We start from the raw sequence: 13,345 nt of genomic DNA, 5'->3' as shown, positions 1-13,345 counted from the left end.
CGATCGAGGGGCCCCGCACCGGTTCTGTGCGGGGCCCCTCGCGTTCGCTGCCCGGAATGGACAGACGGGACCCGACACCGGTGCCGTACAGCACTGTGGCCCCGCTCCACGAGGAGCGGGGCCACAGTGCTGTATGTCGCGCCGACCGGGGTGGAGCTGTTCAGCTCACCGCCGGGGTGGTGGCCCACTGGGCCGGCAGCTCGGCGGCGCGTTTGCGCATCGCCGCCTGGCTGTGGCGGGCGTTGCTGAGCAGCATGGTGAACCAGTTTCGCCGGTGTTCGGCGAGCGCGGCGGCCACCTCGGGGATGAGGATGCAGTGAACACCGTTCTCCATGCCGAGGCGATGCCGACCGGGCAGCTGAGGGGAGGATCGCATGCGGTGCCTTCTCGAGTGGGGCGGGTAACGACGGTGGTCGGACGCTCGGTCCGACGATATCCGACGCGCCGATGATACTGGGGCAGGTGAGACCGGTGAGATGGGCGTGTTGCCGGCGAAACCGCTGGTCGCGACCTGTCCGTGACCGTGCTGTGACTGCAGTGTGACGACCGGCCGGTGTCCGGCCACCGGAGCGGTGATGCGACACTGGTCGACGTGCTGAGACTCGGACTGACCGGAGGCATCGGGGCGGGCAAATCCACCGTTTCCCACGAACTCGTCGCGCTGGGGGCGGTGCTCGTCGACGCGGACACCATCGCCCGCGAGGTCGTCGCGCCGGGCACCGAGGGCCTGGCCGAACTCGCCGCCGCGTTCGGCGAGGACATCCTGCTGCCGGACGGCTCCCTGAACCGGCCCGCTTTGGCCGCCAAGGCTTTTGCCAGCGACGAGGCCCGAGCGGTGCTCAACGCGATAACCCACCCTCGGGTGGGCGCACGCACCGCCGAACTGGTCGCCGCCGCACCCGCCGACGCCGTCGTCGTGCAGGACATCCCGCTGCTCGTCGAGGGCGGGATGGCGCCCGCGTTCCACCTCGTCGCCGTGGTGCACACCGACGCCGACGAGCGGCTGCGCCGCCTGGTCGAACTCCGCGCGATGCCCGAGGACGATGCGCGGGCCCGCATCGCCGCCCAGGCCACCGACGAACAGCGCCGTGCCGCAGCGGATATCTGGTTGGACAACAACGGCGAGCGCGACGCCCTCGCGGCGGCCGTGCGCACGCTGTGGACCGAGCGGCTCGTGCCGTTCGAGGCCAACCTGCGCGGCCGCATCCCCGTGCGGCCGGCGCCGGTGCTCGTCGATCCGAACCCGGACTGGCACCGGCAGGCGCAACGGCTGATCGGCCGGCTCGCCCTCGCCGCCGGGGGACACGCCCTGCGGATCGACCACATCGGCTCGACCGCCGTGCCCGGCCTGGCCGCCGTCGACGTCCTCGACCTGCAGATCACCGTGCCGGACCTCGCCGCGGCCGAGGCGCTCGACGACGCGCTGGCCGGGGCCGGCTTTCCCCGCATCGCCCACGTCGACCACGACGAACCGCAGCCTTCGTACGGGGCCGGCGGCGAGACCGATCCGGCCGTGTGGGGCATGCGCCTGCACGGCAGTGCCGACCCGGGGCGGCCCGCGTACGTGCACCTGCGGGTGCAGGGCTGGCCGGGCCAGCAGTTCGCGCTGCTGCTGCGGGACTGGCTGCGCGCCGACTCCGACGCGGCCACCGAGTACGCCGAGATCAAGCGGGCCGCGGCCCGCGACGCGGCGGCCCGGCACGACCCCGCCCAGGCTACCGCCGTCTACGCCGAGGAGAAGGCGCCCTGGTTCGACGGCGCCTACACGCGCGCCCGGCAATGGGCCGAGCAGACCGGATGGTCGGCCTGACGCGCGGGCCGGGGCCGGCCGGCCGGCGGCTCAGCGCCAGCTGATCGGCATGGCCAGTGCGGCCAGCCACGCGTCGAGGTCGTGGCCGTGCGTGGCGATGCCGTCGACCGCCCGCAACGCGCGTTGCACCGCGCGCTCGGCGGTCCCGGGATCGAGCAGACCCGCCGCCGCGGCAGCGAGCAGCTCGTCGACGTCCTCGACGGCGGTGTCGCGTCCGGTGCGCACCACGAGGTCGAGGTAGTGATCGCGCGAATGCCACACGTCCCCCTCGCGCCAGAACTCGCCGATGTCGACGTACCGGTCCTGGTCGCGCTCGAAGCCGGGCCGGAAGTGGAAGATCGAGGCGCGCAGGCCCAGCTCCGGCAGCAGCCACGACTCGAGATACCCGAACTGGGGGTGGTCGGCGGGCCGCGCCATGTACAGCCCCCACCGCTCGACCCGATACACCTCGACCTTCCGGACGAAGCCCTTCGGGTCGACGTTGGTGTGCGCGGCCACGTCGAAGGTCTCGACCTTGACGTGGTGCAGCTTCGCCTCGGACATGACCTGAACGTTACTGCCGGCCGCGCCGGTGATCCTGCGCTGTCCGCGGGCACCCTGTGGAACCCGGCGTCCGCGCGCCGGGTCGCGGCCGTCGATCGGCATTGTCGGTGCCGCCACCTACCCTGGTTCCCATGGCGTTCGCAAGCGAGCATCCCGTTGTCGCCCACTCCGAGTTCCGCCCGGTGGGGGAGATCGAACGAACCGAGGGGCGGTTCGAGGTGGTCAGCGACCACCGGCCCGCCGGGGACCAGCCGGCCGCGATCGACGAGCTCACGCGCCGCCTGCAGGCGGGGGAGAAGGACGTGGTGCTGCTCGGCGCCACCGGCACCGGCAAGTCGGCCACGACCGCGTGGTTGATCGAGCGGGTGCAGCGCCCCACCCTGGTGATGGCGCCGAACAAGACCCTCGCCGCGCAGCTCGCCAACGAACTGCGGGAGATGTTGCCGCACAACGCCGTCGAGTACTTCGTCTCGTACTACGACTACTACCAGCCCGAGGCGTACATCGCGCAGACCGACACCTACATCGAGAAGGACTCCTCGATCAACGACGACGTGGAACGGCTGCGGCACTCGGCGACCTCCGCGCTGCTCTCCCGCCGTGACGTCGTGGTGGTCGCGTCGGTGTCGTGCATCTACGGCCTGGGCACGCCGCAGTCGTACCTGGACCGCTCGATCGCGCTCGAGGTCGGGGTGGAGGTGCCCCGGGACGCCCTGCTGCGCCTGCTGGTGGACGTGCAGTACACCCGCAACGACATGGCGTTCACGCGCGGCTCGTTCCGGGTCAAGGGCGACACCGTCGACATCATCCCGGCCTACGAGGAACTCGCCGTGCGCATCGAGTTCTTCGGCGACGAGATCGACGCGCTCTACTACCTGCACCCCCTGACAGGGGACGTGGTGCGCAAGGTGGACTCGCTGCGGATCTTCCCGGCCACCCACTACGTCGCGGGACCGGAACGGATGGAACGGGCCGTGACGGCCATCGAGGCCGAACTCGAGGAGCGTCTCGCCGACCTCGAGAACCGCGGCAAGCTGCTCGAGGCGCAGCGCCTGCGCATGCGCACCCAGTACGACCTCGAGATGATCCGGCAGGTCGGGTTCTGCTCCGGCATCGAGAACTACTCCAGGCACATCGACGGCCGGCCCGCCGGTTCCGCGCCGGCGACCCTGATCGACTACTTCCCGGAGGACTTCCTGCTCGTCATCGACGAGTCCCACGTCACCGTCCCGCAGATCGGCGCGATGTACGAAGGGGACATGTCGCGCAAGCGCAACCTGGTCGAGTTCGGATTCCGGTTGCCCTCGGCCGTCGACAACCGCCCGCTGACCTGGGAGGAGTTCGCCGCGCGCATCGGTCAGACGGTGTACCTCTCGGCCACCCCCGGCGCCTACGAGCTCGGGCAGGCCGGCGGCGAGTTCGTCGAACAGGTCATCCGGCCGACCGGTCTGGTGGACCCGAAGGTCGTGGTCAAGCCCACCAAGGGCCAGATCGACGACCTGGTGCACGAGATCCGCGAACGCGCCGAGCGGGACGAGCGGGTCCTCGTGACCACCCTGACCAAGAAGATGTCCGAGGACCTCACCGACTACCTGCTCGAGCTCGGCATCCGGGTGCGCTACCTGCACTCGGACATCGACACCCTCCGGCGGGTCGAGCTGCTCCGGCAGCTGCGGCTCGGCGAGTACGACGTCCTCGTCGGCATCAACCTGCTCCGCGAGGGCCTCGACCTGCCGGAGGTCTCGCTGGTGGCGATCCTCGACGCCGACAAGGAGGGGTTCCTGCGCTCGACGACCAGCCTCATCCAGACCATCGGCCGCGCGGCGCGCAACGTCTCCGGCGAGGTGCACATGTACGCCGACAAAATCACCGACTCGATGGCGCGCGCCATCGAAGAGACCGAGCGTCGCCGCGAGAAGCAGATCGCCTACAACCTCGAGCACGGCATCGACCCGCAGCCGCTGCGCAAGAAGATCGCCGACATCCTCGACCAGGTCTACGAGGAGGCCGACGACACCGTGGAGGTCGGCGGCTCGGGCCGCAACGCCTCCCGCGGCCGCCGCGCACCGGGGGAATCCGGTCGGGCCGTGAGCGCCGGCGTCTACGAGGGCCGCGACGTGAAGTCCATGCCCCGCGCCGAACTGGCGGACCTGGTGCAGGAACTGACCGACCAGATGATGAATGCCGCCCGCGAGCTGCAGTTCGAGTTGGCCGGGCGGTTGCGCGACGAGATCGCCGACCTGAAGAAGGAACTGCGCGGGATGGACGCCGCGGGCCTCGCGTAGCGTCTGCGGCATGGACCCACAGTCTGCCGGCCGCACGGCCCGTGCCCTCGAACTGATCCACTCCGTCGGGTACTTCGCCCCCGAAGTCGACGCCGCCCTCGGCGGCACCGGCCTCGAAGGCGGCCGGATGCGGTACTTCGCGGCGCGTTCCGCTGCGCTCGGTGCCGTCGGCGCCGGCGTCGTGACCGCCACCTTCTACAACTTCAGCCCCCGCCTCGTCGCGTCCGCGATCCCGCGGGCCTGGCAGCTCGCCAATCCCGAGGCCGTCGTCGCCGCCCGGTTGCGTGGCATCGACGAGGCGCTGACCCGGATCCTCGGTCCCGAGGTGCTCGACTCGCCGGAGATGCGGGAGGCGGCGGAACTCGCGGCGGGCGCCGCCCGGGCCGTCCCCGGGCCGGAGGGCCGCCCGCTGTACGCCGGGCATGCCGACCTGCCGTGGCCGGACGCCCCGCACCTGGTCCTGTGGCACGCGCTGACCCTGCTGCGCGAGTACCGGGGCGACGGGCACGTCGCGGCACTGCAGACCGCCGGCCTCAACGGCATCGAAGCCCTCCTCACCCACACCGCCGCGGGGATCGGATTCAGTGAGGACTTCGCCCGCGCGCGCCGCGGTTGGAGCGCGGAGGAGTGGACCGCCGCGGCGACGGCGCTGCGTACCCGCGGACTGCTGGACCGCGCGGGTGAGCTCACCGACGAGGGGTTCGAGGTCCGCGAACTCGTCGAGGACCTGACCGACGACCTCGCGGTGGCGCCGTGGGCGGCGCTGGGCGAGAGCAAGGCCGACCGGTTGACCGAGCTCGCACTGCCGTGGCGGGACACCATCGTGGAGTCCGGCGTGTTCCCCGCGCAGATGTTCGGCCCGCGTTACGGTGACGCAAGGTAACGTCAACGGCGGTCAGTGGCGTCGAACGCACGCCGGCAGGTCTGTGGGATCCACCCCAAAGGCTGCCGGACCCGTCCGATCGGCCGTTACTGTCTACGCAGCGGTCGGCGGGGGCACGCATCGACGGTCACTCGCCGGCCGAACCCTACCGATTCCATGGAGGATTGCATGACCGCCTACCGGACCGTAGTCGTCGGCACCGACGGTTCCGAGTCGTCGTACCGGGCCGTGGAGAAGGCAGCAGCTCTCGCCGGTGACGCCGACGCCCGCCTCGTCATCGCGTGCGCCTACTACCCGGTGGATCCGAAGGACAGCGCCCGCGCCGCCGACGTGCTCGGTGAAGACGCCTACCAGGTGACCGGATCGGCGCCCACGTACGACATCCTGCGCACCGCCCGCGAGAAGGCACACGCGGCCGGCGCCCAGAACGTCCTGGAACGGGCCGTCGTCGGGGCCCCCGTCGACTCGCTCCTCGAACTGGTCGAGGAAGTGGACGCGGACCTGCTCGTGGTGGGTAACCGGGGCCTGAACACCCTCACCGGCCGGTTGCTCGGGTCCGTCCCGTCCGACCTCGCCCGCAAGTCGACCTCGGACGTGCTCATCGTGCACACCGTGCGCTGACACACCGGTCAGCAGTACGTCTCGCGGGCGGCACCCACATAGAACCGGGCGGCATCGTCGCCCTGCAACGACGCCCGCGAGACGGACGCCGCGAAGGCCGCGACCGGCCGGACCGAACCGAGGACCTGGTCTTCCGGCAGCCCGGCGGCCAGCTGTGCACACGTCCCGCGCACCAGCGCCACGAGCGTCTCGTCGGGCACGCCGGCGGCCAGCCCGACCTCGGCCAAGGCCTGTTTGAACCGCAGGGCCGGCCCGTCCAGCTCCGTTGCCTCGACCGGAGTGGCGGCCCTGGGGACCGGCACCGGGACGGAGGGCCCGGAGTCCTCCGAGGCCGAGGGCCCCGCACAGCCTGCCGCCGCGGCGAGCACCGCGACCCCGGCCAGGGTCCGTGTCCAGCGCCTCCGGGTCCGATCCCGTCGAGGCCACGCCTTCCTCACCGCCCCGCCTCCCGCTCCGACCGGCCGCACGTCCGCCCGCAACATACCGCCCGCCGGAACCGGGCGGACGGCGATACGGCACATCGAGGACCCGTCACAACCGGGCGGGCGCCGCGAGTGCCGTCAGCGACTCGGGCAGTTCCCCGGTGTGCAGGACTCCGAGCCGCTGGGTGGCGCGGGTGAGCGCCACGTACAGGTCGTTGAGCCCGCGTGGTGACTCCGCCACGATGGCGGCCGGCTCCACCAGCAGCACCGAGTCGAACTCCAGGCCCTTGACGTCCTTCACCGTGGACACCCGCACCGAATCCGACCGCAGGTGATCCCATTGCGCCACCAGCTCGTGCGGCGCGATCACCGCGGTCAGACCCGGCCCGCGGTCGTCCGCGAGGGCACTGTGTACGGCCTCGAGCAGATCGTCCTCGACGACGTGCCGGGCCCACGGCGCGAATCCCGACTCGCGCACCGAGCGGGGCGGCACCTGATGCGGATCGATCTCGGCGAGAACCGCGTGGGCGATCTCCATGATCTCCGCGGGCGTGCGGTAGTTGACGGTCAGCTCGGCCTTCTTCCACCGATTGGCCACGTACGGCTCGAGGATCCGCTGCCAGGACGAGCAACCGGCCGGATCCCCGGTCTGGGCGGTGTCCCCGACCAGGGTCATCCAGCGGTTCGGGATGCGCCGCATCAGCATTCGCCAGGCCATCGCGGACAACTCCTGTGCCTCGTCGACGATCACGTGCCCGTACGTCCAGGTGCGGTCCCCGGCGGCGCGCTCGGCGGTGGTCTCGTGGCTCGACCGGCCCTGCCGCTGCGCGAGCTGGTCGGCGTCGATCAAGTCGTACGCCATCAGGATCTCCGGGTCCAGGTCGTCCTCGAGATCCTGCGGCGCCGACCCGGTCAGGATGTCCAGGGCGCCCTGCGCATCGGCGATCTGCCTGCGCCACTGCCGCGCCGCCCGCTCGCGTTCGGCAGCGTCGTCGACCCCGAGCAGTTCGGCGAGTTCGTCGAGCAGGGGGGCGTCCGCGGCGCTGAACGCGCGCGTCGCCGTCGGGCGCAGCAGCAACTCACGCTGGTCCTCGTCGAGTTCCGGTGCTGCCGACGCGAGCCGGTCCCGGGAGGCGAACAGCTCCGCGAGCACCTGTTGCGGGCTCAGCTGCGGCCACAACGAATCGATCGCCCCCACGATGTCCCGGTCGGAGCGCATCTCCGTACGGATGTCGTCGATGTCCTCGCGGCTCAACAGATTCGCGCCGCCGACCGGATCGGCACCGATGATCGACGCGAGCTGGTCGGCGAGGGCGTCCACCACCGCGGCCACGAAGATCGGACGGGCCAGGTTGTGCGGCCGCCGCGACGACCGGGCCCGGCCGCGGGCCCGGGTGACCGTCTTGCGGTCGAGCGTCAGCCGGTAGGTGTCGAAGACGAGGGGGATCGGCGTCGCCGGAACCTCCTGACGATCCCGGACCGCCTTCTTCAGCACCTCGATCATGTCGAGCGAGCCCTTGACGGTGCCCGCCTCGAGCGAATCGTCCACGGTCGCACGCACCCCGGGGTACAGGTCACCGATCGTCGACAGCAGCACCCCGGTCTCACCGAGGGAGGGCAGCACCTGCCCGATGTAGTCCAGGAACGTCGAGTTCGGACCGACGATGAGCACACCGCTCTTCGCGAGCTGCCGACGGTATGTGTACAGCAGAAACGCCGCCCGGTGCAGGGCGACGGCGGTCTTCCCGGTGCCGGGACCACCCTGAACGACGAGCACGCTCTTGTGCTCGGACCGGATGATCGCATCCTGCTCGGCCTGGATCGTCGCAACGATGTCCTGCATCTGACCGGTGCGCGCGGCGTTCAGCGCGGCCAGCAGTGCCGACTCGCCGGCGACACCGCCCGCCGAGACGGCCGCGTCGTGCGCCTGGGCCGCGTCGAGGTCGAGGTACTCGTCGTTGATGGCGGTGATCGCGCGGCGGCGTGACCGGATGTGCCGGCGCCGCGTCACTCCCTCCGGCGCGGCCGGCGTCGCCAGGTAGAACGGCCGCGCCAAGGGCGCCCGCCAGTCCAGCAGCAGCGGCTCGTAGTCGTTCGCTTCGTCGAGGATGCCGAGGCGGCCTACGTACCGCACCTCCGTCGCGTCGCCGTCCTCGTCGCGGACGTCGATCCGGCCGAAACACAGTCCGTGCTCGGCCGCGTCGTACTTCGCGATGTCCTCGGTGTACAGCTGCGTGAACGACTCCCGCTCACTGCGGGCCTGCGGGGTGCCGCCGGTGTCGAGCAGGACGCGGCTCAGGCGGGTCTGCGCGTAGGCCCGCATGGAGTCGAGGTGGCCGTACAGCATCGACAGGTAGACCTGCTCACGCTCATGGTCGGGGTGGGACAGGCCATCGGCCGGCAAGGGGTCTCCTCGGGGTCGGACGGGGCGACGGGTGCGCCGCCACGAAGTGCCCAAGAAGTCTAGTGCCGGTCCCGCACCCGCGCAGAATCACCGGGTGCGGGACCGAACCGCACGGTCAGCGCTGCAACTGCAGGCGGGCGCGGGTGAGGGCCTCTTCGGCGCGATGACGGGCCTGCTGGGCCCGCAGGAGGGAACGTTCCTCCGCCGTCAGTGCCCGTTCCCGGGCAACCTTGGCCAGCTCCGGGCCGCGCTCCCGAGCAGTGCCCCACAGCAGTGCACTGCGTTCGCGGGCGGCCTCGGCGAGTTCGGGACCGCGTTCCTTGGCGACGTCGAGCAGGCCGGTGCCGCGTTCGCGGGCGACCTCGGCGAGTTCGGGACCGCGTTCCTTGGCGACGTCGAGCAGGCCGGTGCCGCGTTCGCGGGCGACCTCGGCGAGTTCGGGACCGCGTTCCTTGGCGACGTCGAGCAGATGGCTTCCACGTTCGCGGGCGACCTCGGCGAGTTCGGGACCGCGTTCCTTGGCGACGTCGAGCAGGTGGCTTCCGCGTTCGCGGGCGGTGCCGGCTACCTCCGATGCCTCCTCCGACAGAGTCCGCACCCGTTCGGCCACCTTGTGCAGACCCTCGGTCACCGCCTCGCCCGCGGCGTCGTCCTGACGGGGCAGGACGCCGGCGACGGCTTCCTGGGCGCGTCGTGCGGCCCGCCGTCCGCGCCACCCCAACGACGGCTTGCCCTCGGTGTCCACCGCGGTGATGATCAGTCCGCCGAGCAGGCTCACGTTCTTGAGGAACTGGGTGCGCTGGATAGCGCGGGCCTCCGCATCCTGGACGTTCCAGAAGTCGTGGCCCGCCACCGTCGTCGGTACGAGCGTGGTGGCCAGTGCGAGCGCCGCCAGCCGCGGGGCCTTGCCCACCGCGAGCAGCGCACCCGCCCCGATCTGCACGGCGGCGTTGATCCGCACGAGCGTCTCGGGATCGTTCGTGATCTTCTCGCTCACCGTGTCCGGGAGCTTCGCCGTCACCGTGTCGGGCAGCATGCCCACCGCCCGGTCGAGTCCCGGCTGCGCTGCGGCCGCCTTGGTGGACGAGTCTCTCAGCGCGTCGATGCCTCCGGCGACGAAGACCGACGCAAGCATGGGGCGGGCGATTCTGCGGACAATCATGTGCTTCCTCCCGTGATCGGTGGCGGTTCCACCTTCGCACGCATACCCCGCCGCCCGGTGGGATATGCGTGTCCGGCCGGGATCGCGGCCGCCGGCCGGGGGTGCGCCACGGGTGGCACGATGTCCGTGTGCGCGGTGTGTACCGTGTGCACCGTGCACGGTGGGGGCGAGGACGCGGGGACCGGTGACGTCGGGGCGGGCGAGGTGCGGGTGGAGCGGACACCCGACCGTGCTCCGGGTCGCGACCACGATTCCGGTTCCGGCCGCGGCGCTGTTCGAGGTGATTCGGGACCCGTTGCGGCACAGTGAGATCGACGGGTCGGGGACGTTGTCCGTACCCGCGGGACAGCTCCCGATCACCGCCCTCGGGCAACGCTTCGTCGCGCAGGTGCGCTTTCCCAGCGGTGCGGCGTATCCGGTGGTCGATCATGTGGTGGCGTTCGAACTCGACAGGCTGCTCGCCTGGCTGCCGGCCAACCCGGACGCCCCGCCGCTCGGCATCCGGGGGGAATGGACCTTCGCCGAGGCGGCCGGGGGTACCGCGGTGAGTCAGGCCTGCGACTGGTCTGCGGTGACCGACACTGCGTACCTGAGCCGGGTGCGGCTCCCGCGGGTCTCGGTCGAGCAGATGTCCGCGAGCTTCGTCCGCCTCGAGCGCGCCGCCCGATCCTGACCGGCTCCGCACCCCAGGTGCCCGCGCGCCCCGGCCCGGCGGCCGCCCCGCGTGGCGCATGTCACGCGCGCACTCGGATCACTGATTGCTAAACTGCGCAACTATACGCACCGCTCGCTTCGCGGTGGCTCGGACGACGGGAACGGTGATGGTCGCGCAGGCACGTCAGCCCCTCTATCGGATGAAGGCGGATTTCTTCAAGACGCTCGGGCATCCGGCACGCATCCGGGTCCTCGAGTTGCTCAGCGAGCGTGAACACGCGGTCTCCGAGATGTTGCCCGAGGTGGGGATCGAACCCGCGAACCTGTCCCAGCAGCTGGCGATCCTCCGGCGTGCGGGTCTGGTCACCGCGCGCCGGGAAGGGCTGTCGGTGACCTACGCCCTGACGTCACCGCGGGTCGCGGAACTGCTGGCCGTCGCCCGCGCCATCCTCACCGGTGTGGTCGCCGGACAGGCGGAACTGCTCGAGGACGATGTCGCCGAATCGGCGGGGGCCCGAGCCCGCGGCTGAGCCGACCGCTCAGCCGGGGGCGCCGCCCACGGCACTGATTGCAGACTTTATCAATTTCTTAGTTGTTGTTTGTGGTGGAGGCACGATGTCGATGTCGACAGACCAGCGGGATGCAGCGACCGATCCGGGCGCGGAGGCAGCGGAGGCCGGCACCGTCGTGGTGCGTGCCGCCCGGTCGGTCGCCGCGCTGATGCCCCGCTGGAGCGAGTGGAAGCCCACCCTGCGCTCGCCCCGCGCCGATCTGACCGCCGGGCTCGTCGTCGCCCTCGTCGCACTGCCCCTCGCGCTCGGATTCGGCATCAGCTCCGGCCTCGGCGCCGCGGCGGGCCTCGCCACCGCAGTCGTCGCCGGAGCGGTCGCCGCCGTGTTCGGCGGCTCCCGCTTCCAGGTGTCGGGCCCGACCGGCGCGATGACCGTCGTCCTGGTGCCGATCTTCCACGAGCACGGCGCCTCCGGCGTCCTCGCGGTGGGGCTCGTCGCCGGCGTCGTGCTGCTGCTCCTCGCCTTCGCCGGCATCGGCCGCGCGGTGCGGTTCATGCCCGCCCCGGTCATCGAGGGCTTCACGGCGGGCATCGCCGTGGTCATCGCCCTGCAGCAGGTTCCCGCTGCGCTCGGCATCGCCCACGCCGAAGGGGAGAAGGTGTGGCAGAGCGCATTCGACGCAGTCCGGCAATTCGCCGACCGGCCGAGCCTCCTGCCCGCGGCCGTCGCGGTGCTCGTCGCCGTGGCCATCCTGATCGGCGGCCGGTACCTGCCGAAACTGCCGTTCTCGCTCGTCGCGGTGGTGGTGGCCACCGTGGTCGCTCGACTGTTCCATCTGGATGTGACGCGGATCGGGTCCATCCCGTCCGGCTTCGGCGCCCCCAGCCTCGGATTCCTCGACCCGGGGGAGCTGACCTCGCTGCTCGCGCCGGCGCTCGCGGTGGCCGCGCTCGCGGCACTCGAATCGCTGCTGTCCGCGACCGCCGCCGATTCGATGAGTGTCGGCACCCGGCACGACCCCGACCGGGAGCTGCTCGGGCAGGGCCTGGCCAACATCGCGGCCCCCCTGTTCGGCGGTGTCCCGGCGACGGGCGCGATCGCCCGCACGGCCGTCAACGTCCGCTCGGGTGCGCGGTCCCGGCTGTCCGCCCTCACCCACGCCGTCGTTCTGGCCGGAATCGTCTATCTCGCCTCGCCGCTCGTCGCGCAGATCCCGCTCGCCGCGCTCGCCGGCGTTCTGCTCGCCACCACGGTGCGGATGGTCGAAACCGCCTCGATCGTCGCGATCACGCGCGCCAGCCGCGCGGATGCCGTCGTCATGACGGTGACGTTCCTGGTCACCGTCGCCCTCGACCTCGTGACGGCGGTCGCGATCGGTGTCGGATTCGCGGCCGTCCTCGCGCTGCGGGCGGTCGCGAAGTCCGCTCGGATCGAACAGGTTCCCCTCGACGAGGAGGGCGATCACGCTGCCGAGGAGCAGGAGTTGTTGCGCGAGCACATCGTCGCGTACCGGATCGACGGCGCCCTGTTCTTCGCCGCGGCCCACCGGTTCCTTCTCGAGCTCGCCGACGTCACGGACGTCCAGGTCGTGATCCTGCGCATGTCCCGGGTGACGGCCATCGACGCCACCGGTGCGATCGTCCTCAAGGACGCCATCACCAAACTCGAGCACCGCCACATCACGGTGCTGATCTCCGGGGCCAGGCCGGAGCACCTGCGGCCGCTGTCCGCCCTGGGTGTGTTCACGACCAAGGACAGCGAGGAGCGGCACGGCTTCGCGACCACACCCCGGGCGATCGCGTACGCCCGCAGGCTCGTGCTGCCGGAACACCGGCACGCCCCGGCCGTCGCCGGTGCCGAAGAGACGAGGCCGGAAGCCTTCGAAGCCCCGCCGCGCGGGTAGAATCGGCGTCGTGACCGGCCCTCGTTGCCACCTGGTTCTCCTCACCCGGTAACACCAGGTCGGTACGGGGACCGGTCGCCCGCCGACGGTGGCGCCAGGCGTGCGACCGGCCCGGGCCGGGTGCGCCGCGGCTCGCCTCCCGGCGC

12 protein-coding genes are annotated in these 13,345 nt (G+C 71.5%); 7 read left to right on the top strand and 5 right to left on the bottom strand.

Annotated features, from left to right (window positions below; translation table 11 throughout):
- Nucleotides 1-160: 160 nt before the first annotated feature.
- Complete coding sequence (locus tag ACM26Y_RS13795; protein ID WP_003937914.1) at nt 161-376, bottom strand: hypothetical protein; 216 nt, start codon at nt 374-376, stop codon at nt 161-163.
- Nucleotides 377-592: 216 nt separating this feature from the next.
- On the opposite strand from ACM26Y_RS13795, the gene coaE reads away from it, so the two are divergent.
- Nucleotides 593-1,810 (top strand): dephospho-CoA kinase, encoded by a 1,218-nt coding sequence (coaE, locus tag ACM26Y_RS13790; protein ID WP_416061186.1) that lies wholly within the window; start codon nt 593-595, stop codon nt 1,808-1,810.
- A gap of 30 nt (nt 1,811-1,840) precedes the next feature.
- Here coaE and ACM26Y_RS13785 read toward each other — a convergent pair whose 3' ends face one another.
- Nucleotides 1,841-2,353, bottom strand: coding sequence for a DUF402 domain-containing protein (locus ACM26Y_RS13785; RefSeq protein ID WP_040783295.1), 513 nt, complete (start codon nt 2,351-2,353; stop codon nt 1,841-1,843).
- A 131-nt stretch (nt 2,354-2,484) separates the two neighbouring features.
- Between ACM26Y_RS13785 and uvrB the strand changes: the two genes are divergently transcribed.
- From uvrB to ACM26Y_RS13770, 3 genes are all read left to right on the top strand, one after another.
- Nucleotides 2,485-4,638, top strand: coding sequence for an excinuclease ABC subunit UvrB (gene uvrB / locus ACM26Y_RS13780; protein WP_003937917.1), 2,154 nt, complete (start codon nt 2,485-2,487; stop codon nt 4,636-4,638).
- Nucleotides 4,639-4,648: 10 nt separating this feature from the next.
- Entirely contained in the window at nt 4,649-5,521 is an 873-nt protein-coding gene (locus ACM26Y_RS13775; RefSeq protein WP_416061185.1) for an SCO6745 family protein, read from the top strand.
- A gap of 168 nt (nt 5,522-5,689) precedes the next feature.
- Complete coding sequence (locus ACM26Y_RS13770; protein ID WP_003937919.1) at nt 5,690-6,142, top strand: universal stress protein; 453 nt, start codon at nt 5,690-5,692, stop codon at nt 6,140-6,142.
- 8 nt (nt 6,143-6,150) lie between these two features.
- On the opposite strand, the gene ACM26Y_RS13765 is transcribed toward ACM26Y_RS13770, so the two are convergent.
- From ACM26Y_RS13765 to ACM26Y_RS13755, 3 genes are all read right to left on the bottom strand, one after another.
- A complete protein-coding gene (locus ACM26Y_RS13765) occupies nt 6,151-6,444 on the bottom strand; it encodes a DUF732 domain-containing protein (RefSeq protein ID WP_289378895.1) in 294 nt (97 codons plus the stop codon).
- Nucleotides 6,445-6,673: 229 nt separating this feature from the next.
- A complete protein-coding gene (locus tag ACM26Y_RS13760; RefSeq protein WP_416063673.1) occupies nt 6,674-8,911 on the bottom strand; it encodes a HelD family protein in 2,238 nt (745 codons plus the stop codon).
- 172 nt (nt 8,912-9,083) lie between these two features.
- Nucleotides 9,084-10,130: a DoxX family membrane protein gene (locus tag ACM26Y_RS13755; protein ID WP_416061184.1), complete on the bottom strand. Its 1,047-nt coding sequence runs from the start codon at nt 10,128-10,130 to the stop codon at nt 9,084-9,086.
- A 229-nt stretch (nt 10,131-10,359) separates the two neighbouring features.
- Between ACM26Y_RS13755 and ACM26Y_RS13750 the strand changes: the two genes are divergently transcribed.
- The 3 genes from ACM26Y_RS13750 to ACM26Y_RS13740 all read left to right on the top strand — a co-directional run bounded on the left by ACM26Y_RS13750 (nt 10,360) and on the right by ACM26Y_RS13740 (nt 13,199).
- Nucleotides 10,360-10,803, top strand: a complete 444-nt coding sequence (locus ACM26Y_RS13750) for a hypothetical protein (protein WP_416061183.1) — start codon at nt 10,360-10,362, stop codon at nt 10,801-10,803.
- A gap of 148 nt (nt 10,804-10,951) precedes the next feature.
- The gene (locus tag ACM26Y_RS13745) at nt 10,952-11,314 is read left to right on the top strand and encodes an ArsR/SmtB family transcription factor (protein WP_003937924.1); all 363 of its coding nucleotides are present in this window, start codon (nt 10,952-10,954) and stop codon (nt 11,312-11,314) included.
- Nucleotides 11,315-11,399: 85 nt separating this feature from the next.
- The gene (locus ACM26Y_RS13740; protein ID WP_416061182.1) at nt 11,400-13,199 is read left to right on the top strand and encodes a SulP family inorganic anion transporter; all 1,800 of its coding nucleotides are present in this window, start codon (nt 11,400-11,402) and stop codon (nt 13,197-13,199) included.
- Nucleotides 13,200-13,345 lie beyond the last annotated feature (146 nt).

Origin of the sequence: Rhodococcus indonesiensis, from assembly GCF_047782815.1 — a bacterium.
Lineage (GTDB): Bacteria > Actinomycetota > Actinomycetes > Mycobacteriales > Mycobacteriaceae > Rhodococcus > Rhodococcus indonesiensis.
This window is presented reverse-complemented; position numbering and strand designations above follow the sequence as displayed.